Raw genomic sequence first — 23,601 nt, 5'->3', positions numbered from 1 at the left:
TGGTCCCTATGGTAAAATGATACGTAATCTGTCAGACGGGGGTAATTGGGCTTGTTTATTTATTATGCTGTGGCGGCAGTCGTCATCTTACTGGATCAGTTGACGAAGTGGCTTGTCGTAAAGAATATGGAACTTTATGAAAGAATCAGCATTGTAGATCCTTATATCGGGCTTCTATCCCATCGCAATAAAGGTGCGGCATGGGGCATGTTGGAAGGACAAATGTGGTTGTTTTATATCGTCACAATTATTGTGGTCGCAGGTATCATCTATTTCTTCCACAAAGAGGCAAAAGGGCATCCGATTTTTGGGATCAGTCTGATGTTTCTACTTGGCGGGGCGATCGGTAACTTTATCGATCGGTTGTGGCGCAAGGAAGTCGTCGATTTTGTCGATGTCCTTATCCCGGTCATCAATTATGATTTTCCGATTTTCAATGTGGCAGATGCCGCGTTGACAGTGGGGGTCATTTTGATCATCATCCATATGATTTTGGATGAAAAAAAGAATAAGAAAAAGGTGTCTTAATGGAAAAATTCGAAATAACGGAAGAGCTTGAAGGAAGCCGCATTGACAAAGCGTTGACAACCATCCAACCGAATTGGTCGCGCACGCAAGTTCAACAATGGTTGAAAGATGGGCTTGTCCTTGTAGGGACTCTGCCTGTGAAGCCGAATTATAAAGTAAAACAGGGGGATATCGTTGCAGTCGACGAACCGGAAGTGGAAGAGCTGGATGTCGTTGCGGAAAATCTGCATCTTGAGATCGTTTATGAAGACAAGGATGTCCTCGTTGTCAATAAACCGCGTGGTATGGTCGTGCATCCTGCGCCGGGTCATACAACAGGAACGGTCGTCAATGGGCTCATGTACCATGTCAAGGACTTATCCGGGATCAATGGCGTGCTCCGCCCCGGTATCGTCCACCGAATCGATAAGGATACATCCGGGCTGTTAATGGTGGCTAAAAATGACCAGGCCCATGTTTCGTTAGTCGACCAACTCGTGGCCAAATCAGTGACCCGTGTGTATACAGCACTTGTCCACGGTCATATCCCGCATGATAACGGGACGATTGATGCGCCGATCGGACGCGACCCGAAGGACAGGCAAAGCATGGGGATCATCGACAAAGGAAAGCATGCGGTGACGCATTTTAAAGTGCTTGAACGGCTCGGAGACTATACGCTCGTTGAATGCCGATTGGAAACGGGAAGAACCCATCAGATTCGCGTGCACATGAAATATATCGGCTATCCGCTTGTCGGCGATCCGAAATATGGTCCGAAAAAGACTATCGATTTTGGAGGTCAAGTATTACATGCAGGCACCCTCGGTTTCAATCATCCCGCAACGGATGAATATCTGGAATTTACAAGTCCACTCCCCGATGATTTTCAAGCTTTACTGGAGCAGTTGAGAAAAAACTGAAAAAATGCATTGACAAATGAAGAACGTGAATTGTATACTGAACAAAGCAACTGAATAGCGATACCTTTAAAATCAGTCCAGAGAGGCTGGGAAGGTTGCACGGAAGTACAGTCGAACTGCTGCGCGCAGTTTTCGATGTACACTTTTTCTGCACGTACGCCCTCCCGCCATCTAAGGCAGGAGGGCTTTTCTAATGTAAAGGAGGATAAAGAAATGACGGAAAAAGCGATCATTTTAGATGAGCAAGCAATTGGCAGGGCGATCACACGAATTGCTCACGAAATCATTGAACGGAACAAAGGAATCGATGAGTGTATACTTGTCGGCATTAAAACAAGAGGTGCTTTTCTTGCAGAACGTCTTGCAGGAAAAATTGAACAGATTGAAGGGAAACCGATTAAAACGGGAGAACTGGATATTACACTCTATCGGGATGATTTACTTTATAAGCACGACAATGAAGAGCCGCTCGTACAGCAAGTCGATATTAGACATGATGTCGAGGATAAAAAAGTGATTCTTGTCGATGACGTGTTATACACAGGAAGAACAGTACGTGCAGCAATGGACGCCGTCATGGACTTGGGGAGACCAGCATCGATTCAACTGGCAGTGCTTGTCGATAGAGGACATCGTGAACTCCCGATCCGGCCGGATTTCGTCGGGAAAAACATACCGACTTCCAGTGAAGAGCTGGTCGTTGTCAGTATGCAGGAAACAGACGGCAAAGAGTCCGTTTCAATCCATAAAAAATAAAGAATTGCTGCGGGGGAAAATAGGGTGTCAGAAAAAGTATTAGACGTCAATGAAACACCGAAACTTGGGAAATTGCTCACACTTAGCTTTCAGCATCTGTTTGCCATGATCGGAGCGACGATTCTCGTCCCGCAACTTGTCGGGTTAAGTCCGGCCATCGCATTATTGACAAGTGGTATCGCAACGATTGTTTTCATTATCATTACGCAATTTAAAGTCCCAGCTTATCTTGGTTCGTCCTTTGCCTTTATCATCCCGATCCAGATAGCGACGCAAGAAGGCGGCATCGGCAGTGCAATGATCGGCAGCATGTTTGTCGCAGCGGTGTACGCACTCATCTCACTCCTGATCTGGAAAACGGGTCATCGATTCATCATGCGGATTCTACCGCCGATTGTGGTGGCACCTGTCATCATCGTTATCGGACTTGCGCTGTCACCTGTAGCGATCATGAATGCCAGCACTATTCAGGTAGGGGATGAAAGAGTATACAGCCTCTTGCATTTCTCGGCAGCGCTCGTCTCGCTGGCAGTTGCCATCATCTGTATCATGTTTTTCAAAGGGATCATTAGTCTGATGCCTGTCTTGCTCGGCATCATTGCTGGCTATATCTACTCGATTGTGATCGGTATTGTCGATTTCACAGCTGTCAAAGAAGCGCCGGTCTTCAGTGTTCCAGAAATGCTCTTACCAGGAATCGATTATGAGTTTACTGTGACCTGGAGTTTACTTGCAATCATGGTGCCAATTGCCATTGTGACCATATCCGAGCACATCGGTCATCAGCTCGTACTTGGGCGAATCGTCGAAAGGGATTATATAAAAGATCCCGGATTACATCGCTCGATACTCGGAGATGGACTTGGAACTTTTATCAGCTCATTGATCGGCGGTCCGCCGAAGACGACATATGGTGAAAATATCGGAGTATTAGCCATTACCCGCGTGTTCAGTGTCGCCGTGATCATCGGTGCAGCAGTACTGGCAATTCTTGTTTCTTTCCTTGGGAAGGTGATGGCGATCGTCCAGACGATACCGGGAGCCGTCCTAGGAGGGATCTCAATTCTGCTGTTCGGAATCATTGCATCATCAGGATTGAGGATGCTGGTCGACCATAAAATCGATTTTGGCAATCAACGAAACTTAGTAATCGCATCTGTCATTCTTGTCATCGGAATCGGTGGCGCAACGATCAAGTTCAGCGAAACATTTCAGATTGAAGGGATGGCACTGGCCGCAATCGTCGGGGTACTTTTGAATCTGATTTTACCTGGAAAAACAACTGAGACGCTAATAGACGAAACTGAATAGAAGACCTTTTAATGACTGTCCAGAGAGACAGGGAAAGGTTCGTTTGACGCACATTCTTCAACAGTGGAAGAACGTGTATATCGTCATACCTAACGAGCCTTTCCGCCTGCCGGAAAGGCTTTTTCAATAGAATGAGAGGGAGGAAAACAGTATGGATCACTTAGTATCAATGAGTCAACTAACGGAAGCAGAAATCATGGCAATTCTTGATCGGGCTGACAACTTCAAAAAATTCGGAAATCGGGAATTGCCCGGGAAATATACGGTGAGCAATTTGTTTTTTGAACCGAGTACACGGACGAAGATGAGCTTTGAGTTGGCGGAAAGAAAACTAGGTCTTGAAGTACTGCCTTTTGAATCAGAATATTCCAGTACGGTAAAAGGAGAAACGCTTTATGACACGGTAAAAACACTCGAAGCAATCGGGTTGGATGCGCTTGTGATCCGGCATTCCCAACGGAACTATTATGAGCAACTGATTGGGAAGACTTCGATTTCATTGATCAACGGAGGGGATGGATCGGGACAACATCCAACGCAGTCACTTCTTGATTTGTTCACAATCCACGAAGAGTTTGGCAAATTCAAGGGACTGAATATTGTGATTGCGGGGGATATAGCGCATAGCCGCGTTGCCCGTTCAAACGCAGACGCTCTGACGAGATTAGGAGCCAATGTCACGTTCGTTTGTCCAACAGAATGGGCAGGAGAATTCAAAACGATGAATAAATGGGATGGCTTGATTGAAACAAGTGATGTTGTCATGCTACTCCGCGTTCAGCATGAAAGACATAGAACGACCTCGCTTTTCACGAATGAAAGTTATCACGAACATTTTGGATTGACAGAAGAACGAGCTAAGCAGCTAAAAGATGGGGCAATCATTATGCATCCCGGGCCGTTTAATCGCGGAGTGGAAATTGCAGAACCATTAATTGAATGCGCGAGGTCCAGAATATTTAAACAGGTAGAAAATGGCGTTTACATACGAATGGCAATACTAGACACAATTTTGAAAGGGAGGAAGAAAAATGAAAAAACTAATTCAAGGGGTACAAATGCTAAACGAAGAAGGGAAGCTATTTACAACTGATATAAAAATAACAGGTGATAAAATCTCGGAAATTGGAACGGATCTTACGACGAATGATGCAAAAATAATTGAGGGCAATGGACTATTCGTAGCACCAGGTTTTATCGATGTCCATGTCCATCTCAGGGAGCCGGGCGGCGAACAGAAAGAGACGATTGACAGCGGGACACGAGCGGCAGCAAAAGGAGGCTATACGACCATTTGCGCGATGCCGAATACACGGCCGGTGCCGGATACGAAAGAGAATCTATCGAAGATCAATGAATTAATTGCCGAAAAAGCGCTGATCCGTGTCCTACCTTATGCATCCATCACGATTCGTGAAGCGGGCAAGGAACGGACGAATCTAGCTGAATTGAAAGAGCATGGCGCATTCGCTTTTACGGATGATGGAGTGGGTGTCCAGCAAGCAGGAATGATGTATGAAGCGATGCAGGATGCTGCGAAAATCGATATGCCAATCGTTGCACATTGTGAAGACAATACGCTGATCTATGGAGGAGCCATGCATGAAGGGAAGCGGAACAAGGAACTCGGTCTTCCCGGAATCCCGTCCATTGCGGAATCGGTCCATATCGCCCGTGATATTTTACTGGCGGAAGCGGCAGGCGCTCATTATCACGTCTGTCATGTCAGTACGAAAGAGTCGGTCCGGGTTATCCGCGATGCAAAAAAAGCGGGAATTCATGTTACGGCAGAAGTGAGCCCACATCATTTGCTGCTTTCTGAAGAAGATATCCCAGGAAATGACGCAGATTGGAAAATGAATCCTCCACTCCGGGGGCAAGACGATCTTGCAGCACTTCGCGAAGGATTGCTGGATGGCACGCTTGATTTCATCGCGACAGATCATGCGCCGCATACGGCAGAGGAAAAAGCGGCGGGTTTTGAAAAAGCACCGTTTGGGATTACCGGGTTTGAAACCGCGTTTCCACTTCTCTATACGCATTTTGTAAAAGAAGGGAAATGGACATTGCAGCAATTGATCGATTGGATGACGAAGAAACCGGCGGAAGTTTTCGGTTTACCATACGGTACATTGGAAGTCGGAGCAACGGCGGATCTTGTGTTGCTAGATTTGTCAAAAGAACAGACAATCGATAGAACAACCTTTGTATCAAAAGGAAAAAATACACCATTTGATGGATGGAAATGTGCAGGATGGCCAGTCAAAACGATTTTCGGCGGTAATATCGTTTGGGAGGAATGACAAACATGAAGAAACGTTTGCTTATTTTGGAAGACGGCACGATTTTTGAAGGCATTGCTTTCGGCACGGATGAAGCGTCAATAGGCGAAACGGTTTTTACGACGGGGATGACAGGATATCAAGAGATAATTTCCAACCCATCTGCATGTGGACAAATTATGGTTATGACATACCCGCTCATCGGAAATTACGGCATTAACCGGGATGACTATGAATCTATTGAACTGGCAATTCATGGCATCGTCGTCCGCGAACTAGCGGACGAGCCATCCAATTTCCGCAGCGGGATGACATTGGATGAGCTGCTCACGATGAAAGGAATTCCCGGAATTGAAGGGATTGACACACGAAAGTTAACAAGGTTGATTCGTGAAAAAGGACCTTTGAAAGGCATGCTGACCGCAGCTGGCGAAGAAGTGAATGCACTTGAACTTGTTGAACAAGTAGCCTCTTATTCTTTACCGACTGATTTAGTCGCCCAGGTGTCAACGAAAAAACCATACCCAAGCCCAGGTCGCGGGAAACGAGTCGTCTTGATCGATTATGGGATGAAACACGGCATCCTCCGCGAGCTGAATAAAAGAGATTGCGATGTCATCGTAGTTCCTTATGATACGTCAGCAAAAGAAATCCTTGCCCTATTCCCGGATGGAATCGTATTGTCCAATGGCCCCGGAAATCCGGAAGATGTGAAAGGCGCAGTTGAAACGATCAAAGGATTAGTTGGGAAAGCCCCGATTTTCGGCATCGGACTAGGCCATCAATTATTTGCCCTTGCAAGTGGTGCTCGTACAATGAAATTGAAAAATGGCCATATCGGTGGTAATCACCCAGTGAAGGATTTGCGTTCCGGTCGAACGGAATTAACGGTCCAAAGTCATGGCTATGCAATCGATGCATCCTCAATTGATGGGACAGATCTTGAAGTGACGCATCTGGCATTAAATGACAAGTCGATTGAAGGTGTGAAAAGCACGGTTTACGACGCGTTTTCTGTACAATTCCATCCAGAAGCTTCGCCTGGCCCAGAAGATTCGAATCATCTGTTTGATCGCTTCAAAAAACTTATGCAAACAAGTAGTGGGAAGGGGAATTTCAATGCCTAAACGTCAAGATATTGAAACGATATTAGTCATCGGGTCCGGTCCAATCGTTATCGGACAGGCTGCAGAATTCGATTATGCGGGGACACAAGCATGTCTTTCATTGAAAGAGGAAGGCTACCGTGTCATCCTCATCAACTCCAACCCAGCTACCATTATGACGGATACCGAAATCGCGGATAAAGTGTACATTGAACCAATCACGCTCGATTTCGTCAGCCGCATCATCCGTAAAGAGCGTCCTGATGCACTTCTTGCTACGCTCGGGGGGCAAACGGGGCTCAATATGGCCATCGAACTGCATGAGTCTGGCATTCTTGATGAATTAGGTATAGAAATTTTAGGAACGAAGCTCGACGCTATCCACCAAGCGGAAGACCGTGATTTATTCCGAACATTAATGAATGAACTCGGAGAACCAGTTCCGGAAAGTGATATTATCCATAATCTTGAAGAGGCTTATGCATTTGTCGAGAAAATCGGCTATCCGGTCATCGTTCGTCCCGCTTTCACACTAGGTGGAACGGGAGGCGGAATTTGCTATAAAGACGGAGATCTGGAAGAAATCGTCACAAGCGGTTTGAAATACAGTCCGGTTACGCAATGCTTATTGGAAAAGTCGATCGCCGGCTACAAGGAAATCGAATATGAAGTGATGCGCGATTCTGCGGATAATGCAATAGTCGTTTGTAATATGGAAAACGTCGATGCGGTCGGGATTCATACGGGAGATTCGATTGTTGCAGCGCCGAGTCAGACGATGACGGACCGCGAATACCAAATGCTCCGCAATGTATCATTAAAAATTATCCGTGCGCTTGGAATTGAAGGTGGATGTAACGTTCAGCTAGCACTCGATCCGCATAGCTTCAATTACTATATTATCGAAGTGAATCCGCGCGTAAGCCGTTCTTCGGCATTGGCATCGAAAGCAACTGGTTATCCAATTGCCAAATTGGCAGCGAAGATTGCAGTCGGTTTGACGCTCGATGAAATGATGAACCCAGTAACCGGAACGACATACGCTTGCTTCGAGCCTGCACTAGACTATATAGTGACGAAAATTCCGAGATGGCCGTTCGATAAATTCGAATCTGCTGATCGGAACTTAGGTACGCAAATGAAAGCGACGGGCGAAGTGATGGCGATTGGCCGAACATTCGAAGAATCGATCTTGAAGGCGGTCCGTTCACTGGAAACGGGACAATTTGGCTTGTCGTTGAAAAATGGTGAGGAATTGACCGACGAGTGGATTGAAAAACGAATCCGCCGTGCAGGTGACGAGCGCTTATTCTTCATCGGTGAAGCATTCCGCAGAGGGATAACGGTAGAGACGATCCATGAATGGAGTATGATCGACGTCTTTTTCTTACGAAAGCTGGAAAAAATCGTTCAATATGAAACGGTGTTGCGGGCGAATCCTTTTGAATACACGACATTGCGTACAGCGAAACGGATGGGCTTCTCGGATGTGACGGTAGCAACGTTGTGGAATACGGATGAAAGAACCGTCTACGAGTGGCGGAAAGAGCAAGGGATTGTTCCAGTTTATAAAAAAGTCGACACTTGTGCCGGTGAGTTTGAATCGAAAACGCCATATTTTTACGGTACTTATGAAGAAGAGAACGAATCCATCAAATCGGATAAGAAAAGCGTCATTGTTTTAGGTTCCGGTCCGATCCGCATCGGTCAAGGTGTCGAGTTCGACTATGCGACTGTCCACTCCGTTTGGGCTATCCAGGAAGCGGGTTACGAAGCAATCATCGTCAACAATAACCCGGAAACGGTGTCGACGGACTTCTCGATTTCGGACAAGCTGTATTTTGAACCACTGACGCTCGAAGATGTCATGCATATTATTGATCTGGAACAGCCTGAAGGGGTCATCGTCCAATTCGGTGGACAAACGGCCATTAACTTGGCGGAAGGTTTGGAAGCACGTGGCGTGAAAATTCTCGGGACATCTTTGGAAGATTTGGATCGTGCGGAAAACCGGGACAAGTTTGAACGCGCACTACGTGAAATCGGCATTCCGCAACCACTTGGAAAAACTGCCGTATCTGTACCAGGAGCAGTCGCCATTGCAAATGAAATCGGCTATCCGGTACTCGTCAGACCGTCGTATGTACTCGGAGGCCGCGCGATGGAAATCGTTTATCGCGAAGAAGAATTATTGCACTATATGGAGCATGCGGTGGAGGCAAGTCCCGATCACCCGGTTCTCATTGACCGTTACTTAACGGGAATCGAGATTGAAGTCGATGGTATATGTGATGGGGAAAATGTATTGATTCCGGGCATTATGGAACATATCGAGCGCGCTGGAGTCCACTCAGGTGACTCGATTGCGGTGTATCCGCCACAAAGCTTATCAAAGAGCATGCTTGCAACGATTGCGGATTATACGGCACGGCTTGCCAAAGGGTTGAATATCGTGGGTTTGCTCAATATCCAGTTCGTCATTTCGGAAGGGCAAGTGTATGTCATCGAAGTGAATCCGCGTTCAAGCCGGACGGTACCGTTCCTCAGCAAGATTACGAACATTCCGATGGCTAATATTGCAACGAAGGCCATTCTTGGACAATCGATCATGGCACAAGGCTATCCGATTGGTCTTGCACCTGTACAAGATGGCGTTTTTGTCAAAGTTCCTGTGTTTTCATTCGCGAAATTACGCCGGGTAGATACGACGCTCGGACCGGAAATGAAATCGACCGGGGAAGTCATGGGGAAAGACACAACAATTGAGAAAGCCCTCTATAAAGGTCTTGTCGCAGCCGGTATGGAAATAAAAGAATACGGCACCGTACTCGTAACGGTATCCAACAAAGATAAAGATGAAATGGTCGGGATCGCTAAACGGTTTGCAGATATTGGATATCATCTATTGGCTACAGAAGGCACAGCCAAAACGTTCCAGGAGGCAGGGATCGAAGTGGAAACGGTCGGTAAAATTGGTTCGGAAGGTCCAACACTTATCGATGTTATTCAAAAAGGCGGGGCGCAACTCGTTATCAATACATTGACTAAAGGAAAACAACCGGAACGTGACGGTTTCAGAATCCGCCGTGAATCGGTCGAGAACGGCGTACCTTGTCTCACGTCCATTGATACGGCAGACGCCTTGCTCCGTGTCATTGAATCTATAACGTTCCAGACAGAAGAAATGGGGAAACAGCTATGATTATTCAGGATCGGATGAAGGTTATCTCACAGAGGCAGATTGCCCACCATATTTTTGAAATGACATTGTCGGGGAATTTAGTCGGGGAAATTTCTTCCCCTGGCCAGTTTGTTCATATAAGGGTTGCCGATTCATTCGAACCTTTGCTCAGACGTCCGATCTCTATTGCTTCAATCAATACCGAAGCGGATGAAATGACGATCATTTATCGGGCGGAGGGGAGAGGAACGACGCTTCTTTCCCAAAAAAGGGCTGGTGACGAAGTGGATGTGCTCGGTCCCCTCGGAAATGGTTTTCCGGTCGAAGAGACAGCGGCAGGTGAAACAGCTGTATTGGTCGGAGGCGGTATCGGTGTCCCTCCACTCTATGAATTGTCGAGACAGTTGACCGCAAAAGGTGTGACATGCATCCATGTATTGGGATTCCAATCGGAAAATGTAGTGTTTTACGAGGAGGAATTCACGAAGTTGGGTGAAACGTATATCGTCACGGTCGATGGAACGCTTGGCACAGCCGGATTTGTAACGAATGTCTTGGAGAAGCTCGACAAAGATTTTGCTACGTATTATAGTTGCGGCCCGCTACCTATGCTGAATGCGGTGCAACAAATGTATGAAGGAAAAAAGGGCTTCTTATCTTTTGAACAACGAATGGGATGCGGCATCGGAGCTTGCTTTGCTTGTATATGTCAAACGACCGACAAAACGGACAAGGCATACATCAAAGTCTGTTCCGACGGGCCTGTCTTCCCGGCAGGGGTGGTGGCGATATGAATCGATTAGCAATTGAATTACCAGGCTTACAATTGAAAAATCCGATCATGCCAGCATCCGGCTGCTTTGGGTTCGGAAAAGAGTATGGCGGACTATATGATCTATCCTTGCTTGGGGCGATTATGATCAAAGCGACGACGTTGGAAACACGGCTTGGCAATCCGACTCCCCGCGTTGCGGAAACAGCCGCAGGGATGCTCAATGCGATCGGGTTGCAAAATCCAGGATTGCAAGGCGTATTGGAAAACGAATTGCCTTGGCTTGAACAATTCGACGTCCCGATTATTGCGAATGTCGCAGGAACTGAAACAGCGGACTATGTCGAAGTGGTCAAAGAAGTGTCAAAAGCATCGAATGTCAAAGCGATAGAACTGAATATTTCTTGTCCGAATGTCAAGGCAGGGGGCATTACGTTTGGTACAGATCCCGAAGTGGCTAAAGAACTAACAAAGGCGGTGAAAGCCGTTTCTGCAGTACCGGTTTATATCAAACTCTCCCCAAATGTCACTGACATTGTGTCCATTGCGCAAGCGGTCGAAGCAGGCGGAGCGGATGGCATCACGATGATCAATACACTTATCGGGATGCGTCTCGATCAGAAAACAGGTCGCCCTGTCATTGCAAATGGAACGGGCGGTTTGTCCGGTCCGGCGGTGAAGCCGGTTGCCATCCGGATGGTCTACGAAGTGAGCAAAGCGGTCCGAATTCCGATCATCGGAATGGGCGGCGTTTCGGAAACAGCCGATGTGATCGATTTCTTGTCTGCGGGAGCGAGCGCCGTAGCGGTAGGGACCGCAAACTTCGTCAATCCGTTTGTTTGCCCGCAAATTATCGAAGAATTGCCGGCTAAACTGGATGAGCTCGGCGTAGGTCATATTTCTGAACTGATAGGAAGGAGTCACCGTTTATGAAAACATCACCAATCATTGCACTCGACTTTGAATCGGCTGACAAGACGTTCGATTTCCTTCGTGTCTTCGACGGGAATGTTAATGTCAAAGTAGGCATGCAGTTATATTATAAAGAAGGTCCGGCGATCGTAGCCCGTTTGAAAGAGTTGGGCTTCGATATTTTCCTGGACTTGAAACTGCATGATATTCCGAATACCGTAAAATCTGCGATGGAAGTGCTTGCCGGATTTGGCGTTGATCTTGTCAATGTCCATGCAGCAGGCAATAAGACGATGATGGAAGCGGCGCTGGAAGGATTGGATAAAGGAACGCCTTCAGGGATGACACGTCCGTCATTGATCGCTGTCACGCAATTGACATCCACGGATGAGCGCCAAGTACGAGAGGAACAATTGATCGGCGCATCGCTACAAGAATCTGTTCTTCATTATGCAAAGCTGACGAAAGACGCCGGACTGGACGGCGTTGTTTGTTCCGTCCACGAGGCGGCTGTGATTACAGAAGTTTGCGGAAAATCATTTTTCAAAGTGACACCGGGCATCCGACTTCCGGATGGCGGGGCACATGACCAAAAACGGATTGCAACACCGGAACAAGCGCGGCTGGAAGGTTCGACCCATATTGTCGTCGGGCGGGCTATCACAGGGGCGACGGATCCGCGTGCAGCTTATGAACAGATCGAAGCGCTTTGGAAGGGGACAGAAGCATGAGCAAGAAAAAAGAAATTGCAAAAATACTATTGAATGTCGGTGCAGTGGAACTGAGCCCCCATGATCCGTTCACGTGGGCATCGGGTATTGAATCACCGATTTACTGCGACAACCGTTTGACGATGTCAGACCCAGTAGGCAGGAAAAAAATTGCACAAGGCTTGGCAGATATTATACGGGAAACATACCCGGAAACGACAGTCATTGCAGGAACGGCAACAGCAGGAATTCCACATGCGGCATGGGTAGCGGACATTCTTAGTTTGCCAATGGTCTATATCCGTTCGAAAGCGAAAGGGCATGGACGCAGCCGTCAAATCGAGGGGAAAATCGCGGAAACAGACAAAGCGGTCATTATCGAAGATTTAATTTCCACAGGTGGTAGTAGTTTGAATGCTGCGGATGCACTCCGTTCTGAAGGCATCGAAGTGACAGGAATCGTGTCCATCTTTACATACGAGCTCCAAAGTGCCGATGAAGCATTTGCTTCCGCGGGGCTGACATACAATAGCCTGACCAATTTCGGCGCACTTACAGAAGCAGCACAGGAAAGCGGTACAATCAGCGAGGAATCGATCAGCGATTTACTGGATTGGCATGGGAAATTGAAAGCGGGATTATTGAAATGACAATAAGGGCAGTTCCAAACGTCAGCTTGCACTGAATGTTGGAACTGCCCTTTTCATTAAGTTTTACAATGATTACTTATGCGGAGCAAGGTTTCACACCGGACTTGTTAATTTCTCCAATCGCTTCGTTAAGCGTTCCCGCCAATCTTCCGCCAATTCTTGAACACCCAACACTTTTTGAATACCTTCAACATCTTTGGGACGATGAAAATAAAGCTCATTCGTAAATAGGACGGATACTTGTTTTGGGTGTGGCTCAAGTAAAGTGATTTGCGAATCTTTCCGAACGGTCCCTTCTTCCAATACGCGACATAAATAACCCGTAAATCCTGTTTCGATCATTCTTTTAAGCAAGGGAGGGAGATCGGTTCGTTTTGTAATCGTACTACACGGAATTCTACCTTGCGTAATTTGAATTACAGCATCTCCGAGTTGAAAAATATCGCCGATATGTACATCCTGCTCCAACATATTCGTAACGGTTATATTTTCACCGAAAGTTGAGCGTGGCAGAGGTTTGTTGAACTCCTGCTCCCAAAGCGTATAATGCTCATACGGATAAACACAAACTGCACGATCCAGCCCGCCATGATGGCGTAAATCTGCTACACCGTCGCCATGAAAGCCATCATTCGTCAAAAATGCTTCCTCCGTCGTTTCTTTACAAATGCCGGTTTCCATTTCCTTATCCGTACCATATTTCATTTTTTTCGGTAGTCCGATCGAAAAATTTATCAGTTCAATTCTATCAATAGAGCCAGTCATCTTCTCTCCCCCTGCTTTCTACTTTTTATACTTGCGAATATTACTAATTTACCATAACTTCTCTTGTCCAGTCGTGAAAAATACGATTCAGTTTGAGATGAAAAGGGAAGAATAAAGAAAAAAAGACCGAAAGACGGGAGTTATTTGGAATGAAAGAATTCAAAGTGACCTACTTTTTCGATGAGGAGCATTATATTAGAAGGTTCATTCATATGGAGTCACAGGAAAAGGCGGAGGAGCTCATTCGCAGCGAGCGGGATCAATATATTTCGTTTCGCGACAGTAGAGGAATCTATCATGAATTGAACACAAGCAATGTTCGGGTTGTCCAAATCTCCGAGTATTTCCGCATCGATAAAGGTGAAAAATAAAATGATCTATACTGAAAATGCGATTCCACAAGGAACAACCTTTGTGAAATCGCATCTTTCATTTCTTCAGTTTCATTACGACATCTTCATCCGGTGTAACAAAAATCGTCTTTTGTTCAAAATAGATGACAAATCCCGGTTTCGATCCGTTCGGCTTTTTGACATGTCGCACTTCTGTATAGTCGACGGGGACGGAAGCCGATCCGCGTGCTTTACTGAAATATGCGGATAGGATGGCGGCTTCTAGAATTGTTTCTTCATCGGGATTTGTGTCATGGATGACAACATGTGACCCCGGGATATCTTTTGTATGCAGCCAAGTTTGATCTCTCGACGCCAGTTTGAAGGTCAAATAGTCATTTTGTTTATTATTTTTTCCGACTGAAATTTTCACGCCTGAAGTGGACATATACGTTTCTGGTGCCGGTTTTTTCGGTTTACTTTTCTTTTTCACTTTCCGCGCTTTCAAAAATCCGAGTTCCGCCAACTCTTCACGTATTTCTTCGATATCTTCAGGGGATGCTTGCAATACCTGCTGTTTGATCATTTCGAAGTAGGCGATGTCTTCTTCGGCCTTTTCTAGTTGTTCCGCAATCATGACAAGTGCTGTTTTCGCTTTCGTGTAGCGCGCGTAATAGCGCTGTGCGTTATCGATCGGCGATTTTCGTGGATCTAGCGGTATGGTCACCGTTGCATCTTCTTCGTAATAGTTGTTGACGACCACTTCCGTCATCCCTTTTTGGATGGCGTAACTGTTCGCCGTCAATAACTCGCCGTATAGTTGGAATGTATCGAGCTTCCCGGCTGCTTCCCGTTCTTTCACGAGTTTTTTCATTTTCAAGTTGAGCTTCGCAATTTCATTGTCCAGCCACCGTTCCAAATCCGCCGCCTGCGATTTTACACGTTCTCTTTCCGCACGTGCAAAATACACTTTATCCAACAGTTCGCCAAGTGTATCGTATTCCGCAAGCGTGCGATCTGCATGCGTCAGCGCCGTTGCAGAAAATGCGGTTTTCGTTCCGATTTCCGCTAGGTTGGGAGAGCCGCCCGTTCCTCTAAATGAAGCAAGGAATGCTGTAAATACTTTAAACTGTTCATGCGCCGAGGCGTCTTGTAAACGGTAGAGCAGTTCAGTAGCGTTCACCGGTGAAAACCCCGAAAAGAGCTTGACTACATCACGAGCTTCTTCTAATTGCGGCAACAACTCAAGAAATTGGGCTTCCGTCAAAGCAAACGGATCTGCTTTGTCTTGCGGCGGGGCAGGGATGAACGGTTGCCCCGGCAAAATGGTCCGGTAACTATTTACGGAAGGAGGGAGATGCTTCATACTATCGATAATCATATCGCGATCTGGATCGACGAGAAGCAAGTTGCTATGTCTGCCCATAATTTCAACATAAATCCTTCTTTTGATGTCATCTCCAACTTCATTTTTTGCTTGGATGTCGAATGTGATGATCCGATCTGATCCGAACTGATCGACCGTTGTAATAATGCCACCTTCCAGATGCTTGCGAAGCACCATGCAGAACATCGGTGGTTCGGAAGGGTTCGTAATCGCTTCGTTTGTCAATTGGACCCGCGAATAAGACGAATGGATCGAAATGAGTAATTTGTGGTTTTTGCCGTCTGCTCGGACAAGGAACACAATTTCCTGTGCGTTTGGCTGATGGATTTTGGAAATGCGGCCGTTCTGTAAGGCTTGCAATTCCTGTACCATTGCCGTTGTAAATAAACCGTCAAATGCCATATAGATTCCTCTTTCAATTCCTTTTGTTCCATTTTAGCACTCTCTGCATGAGATATGGTATAATTAACAACAAAGTGTTATGATCCGTCAGATCGGAACAAGCATGTTTGCGTTGAATCATTCTCGCAAAGCAAACTAGAATAAGAAGAGGGATTGCATGTATAAAAAACGTGGGCTTTTGATCGTTTTGTCCGGACCTTCTGGCGTAGGCAAAGGGACGGTCCGAAAAGAACTTTTTACACAGCCTGATACGAACTATGAATATTCCATCTCAATGACTACGCGCAGCCCTCGTGAAGGGGAAGTGGATGGGGTCGACTATTTCTTCAAATCGAGAGATGAGTTCGAACGATTGCTGGAAGAAGGCAAATTATTGGAGTACGCGGAGTATGTCGGCAATTATTATGGAACGCCACTTGACTATGTCAATGAGACGCTGGAGGCAGGAAGGGACGTCTTCCTTGAAATTGAAGTGGTCGGAGCTGCACAAGTTCGCGCCAAAGTGCCAGATGGACTATTTATCTTCTTAGCACCACCAAGCTTGTCCGAATTGGAAGAGCGCCTCATCGGAAGAGGGACAGAAGGAGCCGACGTCATCGCTTCACGGATCGCGAAGGCACGTGAAGAACTAGAAATGATGAATTTGTATGATTATGTCGTTGAAAACGATGAAGTATCGAATGCATGCGATCGCATAAACGCCATCGTCACTGCTGAACATTGCCGTCGTGAACGTGTGGAAAAACGCTATTTAACTATGCTGGAAGGGGAATAAAAGATGTTAACTCCATCACTTGATTCATTAAAAGCTAAGATCGATTCAAAATATACACTTGTAACACTCGCTTCAAAACGAGCGCGCGAAATGCAGGAAGAAGGCAATAAGCTCCTTTCCAAGTACCACTCGAAAAAGAATGTCGGCAAAGCGCTTGAAGAAGTTGCCGCTGGTGCATTGACGAAACAGAAGCAAGATGACTCGATTGTTTACGAAGACGAGATCTAAAAAGCTACCACTCAAAAAATAAGCAAACGTGATACTCCCTTAGAAACGAGTCTTTCTTTGGGAGTTTGTCATTTTAGAAAGGGTGCGGACAGAGATGTTGAATAAAAAAATCCTCTTATGTGTAACCGGTGGAATCGCGGTCTATAAAGCGGTTGCGCTCGTCAGTAAACTTTCACAAGCGGGGGCAGATGTGAAAGTGATGATGACGGAATCGGCGATGGAATTTGTCACGCCGCTTACATTTCAGGCGATGTCGCGCAACGATGTTTATTTCGATACATTCGACGAAAAAGACTCTCGTGTTATCGCGCATATCGATCTAGCGGATTGGGCAGATCTTGTTGTCGTTGCACCTGCAACAGCAAATGTCATCGGGAAATTGGCGAACGGCATAGCCGATGATATGGTGACAACGACATTGCTCGCTACAACGGCAGAAGTGTGGATTGCGCCGGCCATGAATGTTCATATGTATGAAAATAAAGCGGTCATCCGCAATATCGACAGATTGCACCAAGATGGCTATCGATTCATCGAGCCGTCCGAAGGCTTTTTGGCGTGCGGATATGTAGGGAAAGGGCGCTTGGAAGAGCCTGAGAAAATTGTAGAACTGATTATGGAACGGTTTGCGACGCCAAATGAAAGACCGCTTGCGGGGAAAAAAGTCGTCATTACGGCCGGACCGACACGTGAACGAATCGATCCGGTCCGCTATGTTTCGAACTTTTCAAGTGGGAAAATGGGGTATGCGATGGCGGAAGCGGCTGCTTCGCTTGGTGCGACAACGATCCTCGTATCCGGTCCAGTCGGATTGGACAAGCCGGCCGGTGTGACGGTCATCGATGTGGAAAGTGCAGCGGATATGTATGCAGCGGTGCGAGCACATTATAAGGATGCATCTATTGTCATCAAATCAGCAGCGGTCGCAGATTATCGCCCGAAAGAAATCCATACACAGAAGATGAAAAAGAAAGACGGCGATTCGGTGATTGAACTTGAACGGACGACCGATATATTGAAATCGCTTGGCGAGATGAAAACAGAACAAATCCTTGTCGGCTTTGCAGCGGAAACTGAACATGCGGTCGACTATGGAAGAGGAAAATTGGAAAGTAAAAATCTAGATTATATCATCGTGAATGACGTGACCGATCCGGATGCAGGATTTGGCAAAGATACGAATGTCGTTACGCTCTTATCAAGAAAAGGCATGCATCAGCCGTTTGAAGCGATGCCGAAAAAAGAATTGGCTAAAGTATTGCTAGAAACGATTATAAAAGAGGAAAGTGACCGTCTACATGATCGCTGAAGTCATTGTTGACGTATCTGCTTATCCGATCGATCGACCTTTCGATTATCTTGTACCAGCTTCTATTACAGCTGTTATCGAAGTCGGTTCACGTGTGAAAGTGCCGTTCGGTCCGAGGAAAGTGCTTGGTTACATAATTGGGTTGAAGGAAGAAAGTGAACTGGATCGTTCAAAATTGAAGCCGATCGATGAACTCATTGATTTGGAGCCGGTCATTTCAACGGAATTGCTCAATTTGTCCAAATGGCTGGCGACACATACATTAGCGTATGAAATTGATGCGCTCCAAGTGATGTTGCCTGCCGCCATGCGGGCCAAATATGAAAAAGTCATTGTTGTGGACGAATTGGAACAGATTGAAGACGAGGCATTCAAGCGCTTCCTGGCGGGGAGAAAACGGATCCCTCTGAAAGAAGCGGAAGCATCGGGTTTGCTCACAACCGTAAAGGATTATGTCAAGCAAGGGATCATTACGGTGGACACAGCCATTCGTCAACAGACAGCGGTTAAGAAAGTGCGTATGATCCAGATTGCAGATAAAGAGACACTTGAAACGTTGTTAGCGTCTATTCAGCAAAATGCCAAAAAGCAGATGGAATTGATGAATTGGATGATTGAACATGCGGGCGAGACAATCAGTGCAAAACAGCTGATGGAACAGTCGGGCATTCAAGCGGCAATTTTGAAAGCGGTCATTGAAAAAGGGGCAGCTACGGAAGAACTGGCAGAAGTGTATCGCGAACCAGAACTACCACAGCTAAAGGATACAGCCATCCCAGTACGTTTGACAGAAGAACAAGCTGTTGCTTTAGCTCGTATCACCGACTCTTTCGATAAACGAAAACCGGAAACCTTTCTTCTTCATGGTATTACAGGTAGCGGCAAGACAGAAGTGTACTTGCGGGCGATTAAGCATGTGTTGGATCAGGGCAAGGAAGCGATTGTCCTTGTACCGGAAATTTCATTGACACCGCAAATGACCGCCCGGTTTAAAGAACGTTTTGGTCCGCTTGTCGCGGTGATGCATAGTGGCTTATCTTCTGGAGAGAAATTCGATGAATGGCGCAAAATTCAGCGGGGAGAAGTGAAAGTGGTCGTCGGCGCGAGATCGGCGATATTTGCCCCGTTCGAAAATATCGGTCTCATCATTCTTGATGAAGAGCATGAGTCGACTTACAAACAGGAGGATACGCCGCGTTATCATGCGAGGGATGTGGCCATCAAACGATCGGAATATTACAATTGCCCGGTTATTCTAGGCAGTGCAACACCTTCCCTCGAATCGTATGCACGCGCTTCCAAGGGAGTCTATTCGCTTCTTACATTATCCAAGCGTGCAAAAGACCAGGAACTTCCCGCAGTCACGGTCGTCGATATGCGTGAGGAGCTAAGAAATGGCAATCGTTCGATGTTTTCATTACCGCTTGCGGATGCCGTACGAATACGGTTGGAAAAAGGGGAACAGACGGTGTTATTTCTCAATAAGCGCGGGTTTTCTTCCTTTGTGTTATGCCGCGATTGCGGAACAGTCGTCGAATGTCCGAACTGTGATATTTCGCTCACTTATCACCGTGCCAATGAACGGCTAAAATGCCATTATTGCGGCCATGAAGAACGCGTACCTCTCCAATGTCCCCAATGTGAGAGTGAGCACATCCGCTTTTTCGGTACCGGTACTCAAAAAGCGCAAGAAGAAATTGCGAAACTCTTCCCTGAAGCGCGTGTCATTCGGATGGATGTTGATACGACGCGGCAAAAAGGAGCGCATGAGCGTTTGTTGCGCCAATTCAGTGAAGGGCAAGCGGATATTTTACTCGGTACACAGATGATAGCCAAAGGGCTGGATTTCCCCAATATTACGTTGGTCGGTGTACTGGCGGCAGATACGACGTTGCATCTGGCCGATTTCCGTGCTGCGGAAAAAACGTTCCAACTGATGACTCAAGTGAGTGGACGGGCAGGTCGCCATGATTTGGCGGGTGAGGTGTTCATCCAGACATACACGCCAGAACACTATGCAATCGAGTTATCGAAAGCGCAGCATTATGAGCCATTTTATCAGTTGGAAATGGCGGCGAGAAGGCAATATGGTTACCCACCTTATTTTTATGTCACGCTTGTCCAGTTCACTCACGAGGATTTATTGAAGGTGGCCGATTACGCAGAAAAAGGGACCCGCTTCCTAAAAGAGCACTTATCACAACATACGGTCATTATCGGACCGACCGCCTCGGCCATTAGCCGTGTGAACAATAGATATCGATACCAATGTTTGATAAAATACAAAAAAGAACCGAAGTTGACTGAAACCTTACAGCAACTTATTAAAATATACCGGACGGACTGGATCAAATCAGGCCTCATCATGACGGTAGATGTAGAACCGGCGTCCATCTTTTGAAAGCAGAGCTACAGACATCCAGAGCTAGATGTAAGCAAAAGCGCAGGGTGCCTGGCGCCCTGAGCCTAGACGAAGAGAAAAGAGGAATTCAATTGGCTATACGTGAAATTGTGAAATACCCGGCACCGATTTTAGAACAAAAGTGCAAAGAGGTTGTAAAATTCGATCGGAAACTTGCAACACTTCTTGATGATATGTATGAAACAATGGTTGCAGCAGATGGTGTCGGCCTTGCGGCGCCGCAAATTGGGGAAGCTGTACGGGTCGCCATCGTTGACTTGGGCGAAGGGGAAGATGTCATTGAAATGGTGAACCCTGTCGTAACAGCGATCGGTGGATCCGAAGTGGAAGTGGAAGGATGCCTCAGCTTTCCGGGCTTATATGGAGAGGTGGAAAGGCCATTTTTTGTCCGCATCGAAGCACAGGAGCGGGATGGATCGCTCTATGAACTTGAAGCGGAGGATTATGAAGCGCGGGCCATCCTCCATGAAATCGACCATTTAAATGGCGTCTTGTTCGACTCGAAAATTATCCGTGTCGTCGATCCATCGGAATTTGAAGAAGCGAATGAAGAAACGGATCAAAAGGAAGGTGGACACCAATGACAAAGATTGTCTTTATGGGAACCCCAGAATTTTCTGTCCCGATCTTAACAATGCTTCATGAGGAAGGTCACACGATTGCAGCTGTTGTCACACAGCCGGATCGACCTGTTGGGCGGAAAAGAATTTTAACACCGCCGCCGGTAAAACAAGAAGCACTACGCCTCGGACTCCCAATTATTCAACCGGAAAAGCTGAAAGGTTCTGCCGAATTGGAAGAGATTATCGCTCTACAGCCGGATTTGATCGTCACAGCAGCATTCGGTCAGATTTTACCGAAGGAACTGCTCGAATCACCGAGACTCGGTTGCATTAATGTCCATGCATCATTATTGCCCAAATATCGTGGGGGCGCGCCGATTCACCAATCGATTATAGATGGAGAATCGAAAACGGGCGTGACGATTATGTATATGGTTGAAAAGTTGGATGCGGGCGATATCATTTCGCAAGTAACGGTCCCGATTTCAGAAACAGATCATACGGGAAGCATGTTCCAAGCACTATCAGCGGCGGGGACGAAGCTGCTGAAAGAGACGCTTCCTTCTATTTTAAATGAAACGAATGAGCGCATTGTCCAAGACGAATCACTTGTCACGTTTGCGCGTAATATCTCACGGGAACAGGAGCGGATCGATTGGTCCAAAGGTGGAAAAGCGATTTACGATCAAATCCGTGGTCTTCATCCGTGGCCAGTTGCTTATACGGTATTTCAAGGTGAAAACGTGAAAGTATGGTGGGGTGAAAAAGTCACTTCAACTACAGAAGCGGAGCCAGGTACAATCATTAAGATCGAACAGGATCGGCTCATTGTGAAAACAGGGGATCAGACCGCGATTGCGATCACCGACCTTCAGCCTGCTGGTAAGAAGCGGATGATGGCGGATGTTTTCATTCGTGGCATTGGATCGAAATGGAGCGAAGGAGACCGCTTTGAATGAATAATAGACCGAAAAAGAAAATTTGGAACGGCAATGTGCGGGATGCCGCCTTATCCATCTTGATGGAAATTAACAACAACCAAGCCTACAGCAATTTATTATTACATCGAACGATCGAGAAATATGGAATCGAAGCGAAAGACCGCGGCTTGTTGACAGAGTTGACATACGGTACATTGCAACACCGGATGACGCTCGATTATTATCTTGAACCGTTTGTCCGTGGGAAATTGGATGGCTGGGTGCGGGAACTTCTTCGATTATCAATTTACCAAATCGTTTATTTGACGAAAATCCCGCCTCATGCGGTTGTTCATGAAGCGGTTGAAATCGCAAAAAGACGGGGGCATAAACGCATTGCGCCAACGGTAAACGGCATTCTTCGTTCTATCTTGCGCAGCGGGGTTCGTCCGCTCGACGATTTGCAAGATGGCGTTACAAAAACCGCGATTGAGACGAGTCATCCTGAATGGCTGATCAAGCGATGGACAGCACAATTCGGCGAAGAGGAAACCACCATTATGGCCCATGAAAACAATCAACCACCTGTGATGACTGTCCGTGTGAATGCGGTCAAAACGACACCGGAAGAAGTCGCTTCCTTGCTGGAATCGGAAGGCATTGAAGTGCGGAAAGGTGAAGTGGTGCCCGAATGCATCGTTACGACAAATGGCAATCCGGCTAATACGGAAGTGTATAAAAAAGGGCTTGTGACGATTCAAGATGAAAGTTCGATGTTACCTGTTCTTGCGCTTGATGTGGCGCCCGGCATGAAAGTGTTGGATATGTGTGCGGCTCCCGGCGGAAAAACGACCCATATCGCTGAAAAGATGAACGATGATGGAGAAGTTTTCGCTCATGATATTCATGATCATAAATTGGCGCTCATTGAAGCCAATGCAAAACGGCTTGGATTAACGTCCATTCAGACGAAAAGCGGGGATAGCCGGAAATTGACGGACCTCTATGCACCTGCGTCTTTCGACCGCATTTTGGTCGATGCACCGTGCAGTGGTCTCGGTGTCATACGCAGAAAACCGGAAATCAAGTACAATAAAACCGAAGCCGATTTCGCCGGATTGACATCGATTCAGTCAGAACTTTTGGAAACGGCGCGTGAATTGATTAAACCGGATGGCCTGATCGTCTATAGTACGTGTACGGTGGAGCATTCCGAAAACAAAGGAATGGTCGACCGATTTCTAGAAAAACATCCGGATATGGAAAAAGTTCCATTGCCCCAATTAAAAGAAAACAAGAAATTGGCGATGGATGACGATATGCTCCAAGTGCTGCCACAACATTTTGGAAGCGATGGCTTTTTTGTCGCTGCTTTCCGGAAAAAATGA

The 23,601-nt window shown here is 46.6% G+C and carries 22 protein-coding genes; 20 read left to right on the top strand and 2 right to left on the bottom strand.

Features of this window, described 5'->3' with window-relative positions; all coding sequences use genetic code 11:
• Window positions 1-51 precede the first annotated feature (51 nt).
• From lspA to pyrE, 12 genes are all read left to right on the top strand, one after another.
• Window positions 52-528, top strand: coding sequence for a signal peptidase II (gene lspA, locus ACFPRA_RS06350; protein WP_381431840.1), 477 nt, complete (start codon window positions 52-54; stop codon window positions 526-528).
• Entirely contained in the window at window positions 528-1,430 is a 903-nt protein-coding gene (locus ACFPRA_RS06345; RefSeq protein WP_381431838.1) for an RluA family pseudouridine synthase, read from the top strand. The genes lspA and ACFPRA_RS06345 overlap by 1 nt, the downstream gene beginning before the upstream one ends.
• Before the next feature lie 135 nt (window positions 1,431-1,565).
• Window positions 1,566-2,186: a bifunctional pyr operon transcriptional regulator/uracil phosphoribosyltransferase PyrR gene (gene pyrR / locus ACFPRA_RS06340; protein ID WP_381431836.1), complete on the top strand. Its 621-nt coding sequence runs from the start codon at window positions 1,566-1,568 to the stop codon at window positions 2,184-2,186.
• A gap of 24 nt (window positions 2,187-2,210) precedes the next feature.
• Window positions 2,211-3,497, top strand: a complete 1,287-nt coding sequence (locus tag ACFPRA_RS06335) for a uracil-xanthine permease family protein (RefSeq protein WP_381431834.1) — start codon at window positions 2,211-2,213, stop codon at window positions 3,495-3,497.
• A gap of 151 nt (window positions 3,498-3,648) precedes the next feature.
• On the top strand, window positions 3,649-4,590 hold the full coding sequence (locus tag ACFPRA_RS06330) for an aspartate carbamoyltransferase catalytic subunit (protein WP_381431832.1): 942 nt from the start codon (window positions 3,649-3,651) through the stop codon (window positions 4,588-4,590).
• Complete coding sequence (locus ACFPRA_RS06325) at window positions 4,529-5,800, top strand: dihydroorotase (protein WP_381431831.1); 1,272 nt, start codon at window positions 4,529-4,531, stop codon at window positions 5,798-5,800. Before ACFPRA_RS06330 ends, ACFPRA_RS06325 begins: the two co-directional genes overlap by 62 nt.
• A gap of 5 nt (window positions 5,801-5,805) precedes the next feature.
• Window positions 5,806-6,906, top strand: coding sequence for a carbamoyl phosphate synthase small subunit (locus tag ACFPRA_RS06320; protein WP_381431830.1), 1,101 nt, complete (start codon window positions 5,806-5,808; stop codon window positions 6,904-6,906).
• Complete coding sequence (gene carB / locus ACFPRA_RS06315) at window positions 6,899-10,087, top strand: carbamoyl-phosphate synthase large subunit (protein WP_381431828.1); 3,189 nt, start codon at window positions 6,899-6,901, stop codon at window positions 10,085-10,087. The genes ACFPRA_RS06320 and carB overlap by 8 nt, the downstream gene beginning before the upstream one ends.
• Window positions 10,084-10,860: a dihydroorotate dehydrogenase electron transfer subunit gene (locus ACFPRA_RS06310; RefSeq protein WP_381431826.1), complete on the top strand. Its 777-nt coding sequence runs from the start codon at window positions 10,084-10,086 to the stop codon at window positions 10,858-10,860. The genes carB and ACFPRA_RS06310 overlap by 4 nt, the downstream gene beginning before the upstream one ends.
• On the top strand, window positions 10,857-11,771 hold the full coding sequence (locus tag ACFPRA_RS06305) for a dihydroorotate dehydrogenase (protein WP_381431824.1): 915 nt from the start codon (window positions 10,857-10,859) through the stop codon (window positions 11,769-11,771). The genes ACFPRA_RS06310 and ACFPRA_RS06305 overlap by 4 nt, the downstream gene beginning before the upstream one ends.
• The gene (gene pyrF / locus ACFPRA_RS06300) at window positions 11,768-12,481 is read left to right on the top strand and encodes an orotidine-5'-phosphate decarboxylase (RefSeq protein WP_381431822.1); all 714 of its coding nucleotides are present in this window, start codon (window positions 11,768-11,770) and stop codon (window positions 12,479-12,481) included. Before ACFPRA_RS06305 ends, pyrF begins: the two co-directional genes overlap by 4 nt.
• Window positions 12,478-13,110: an orotate phosphoribosyltransferase gene (gene pyrE, locus ACFPRA_RS06295; protein ID WP_381431821.1), complete on the top strand. Its 633-nt coding sequence runs from the start codon at window positions 12,478-12,480 to the stop codon at window positions 13,108-13,110. The genes pyrF and pyrE overlap by 4 nt, the downstream gene beginning before the upstream one ends.
• A 93-nt stretch (window positions 13,111-13,203) precedes the next feature.
• Here the strand turns inward: pyrE and ACFPRA_RS06290 are convergent, their stop codons facing one another.
• Complete coding sequence (locus tag ACFPRA_RS06290) at window positions 13,204-13,875, bottom strand: MOSC domain-containing protein (RefSeq protein WP_381431819.1); 672 nt, start codon at window positions 13,873-13,875, stop codon at window positions 13,204-13,206.
• A 149-nt stretch (window positions 13,876-14,024) separates the two neighbouring features.
• On the opposite strand from ACFPRA_RS06290, the gene ACFPRA_RS06285 reads away from it, so the two are divergent.
• A complete protein-coding gene (locus ACFPRA_RS06285; protein WP_381431817.1) occupies window positions 14,025-14,246 on the top strand; it encodes a hypothetical protein in 222 nt (73 codons plus the stop codon).
• 58 nt (window positions 14,247-14,304) lie between these two features.
• On the opposite strand, the gene ACFPRA_RS06280 is transcribed toward ACFPRA_RS06285, so the two are convergent.
• Window positions 14,305-15,996: an Rqc2 family fibronectin-binding protein gene (locus ACFPRA_RS06280; protein ID WP_381431815.1), complete on the bottom strand. Its 1,692-nt coding sequence runs from the start codon at window positions 15,994-15,996 to the stop codon at window positions 14,305-14,307.
• Between the two features lie 157 nt (window positions 15,997-16,153).
• Here ACFPRA_RS06280 and gmk point away from each other — a divergent pair, with 157 nt between their 5' ends.
• The 7 genes from gmk to rsmB all read left to right on the top strand — a co-directional run bounded on the left by gmk (window position 16,154) and on the right by rsmB (window position 23,601).
• A complete protein-coding gene (gene gmk / locus ACFPRA_RS06275; RefSeq protein ID WP_381431813.1) occupies window positions 16,154-16,771 on the top strand; it encodes a guanylate kinase in 618 nt (205 codons plus the stop codon).
• A gap of 3 nt (window positions 16,772-16,774) precedes the next feature.
• A complete protein-coding gene (gene rpoZ, locus ACFPRA_RS06270) occupies window positions 16,775-16,999 on the top strand; it encodes a DNA-directed RNA polymerase subunit omega (RefSeq protein WP_381431811.1) in 225 nt (74 codons plus the stop codon).
• 94 nt (window positions 17,000-17,093) lie between these two features.
• On the top strand, window positions 17,094-18,308 hold the full coding sequence (gene coaBC / locus ACFPRA_RS06265) for a bifunctional phosphopantothenoylcysteine decarboxylase/phosphopantothenate--cysteine ligase CoaBC (protein WP_381431809.1): 1,215 nt from the start codon (window positions 17,094-17,096) through the stop codon (window positions 18,306-18,308).
• Window positions 18,298-20,709, top strand: a complete 2,412-nt coding sequence (gene priA / locus ACFPRA_RS06260) for a primosomal protein N' (protein ID WP_381431807.1) — start codon at window positions 18,298-18,300, stop codon at window positions 20,707-20,709. The genes coaBC and priA overlap by 11 nt, the downstream gene beginning before the upstream one ends.
• A 92-nt stretch (window positions 20,710-20,801) precedes the next feature.
• Window positions 20,802-21,314 (top strand): peptide deformylase, encoded by a 513-nt coding sequence (gene def, locus ACFPRA_RS06255; RefSeq protein WP_381431805.1) that lies wholly within the window; start codon window positions 20,802-20,804, stop codon window positions 21,312-21,314.
• On the top strand, window positions 21,311-22,252 hold the full coding sequence (gene fmt / locus ACFPRA_RS06250) for a methionyl-tRNA formyltransferase (protein ID WP_381431803.1): 942 nt from the start codon (window positions 21,311-21,313) through the stop codon (window positions 22,250-22,252). The genes def and fmt overlap by 4 nt, the downstream gene beginning before the upstream one ends.
• A complete protein-coding gene (gene rsmB / locus ACFPRA_RS06245) occupies window positions 22,249-23,601 on the top strand; it encodes a 16S rRNA (cytosine(967)-C(5))-methyltransferase RsmB (RefSeq protein ID WP_381431800.1) in 1,353 nt (450 codons plus the stop codon). Before fmt ends, rsmB begins: the two co-directional genes overlap by 4 nt.

Origin of the sequence: Sporosarcina soli (assembly GCF_042655805.1) — a bacterium.
GTDB lineage: Bacteria > Bacillota > Bacilli > Bacillales_A > Planococcaceae > Sporosarcina > Sporosarcina soli.
This window is presented reverse-complemented; position numbering and strand designations above follow the sequence as displayed.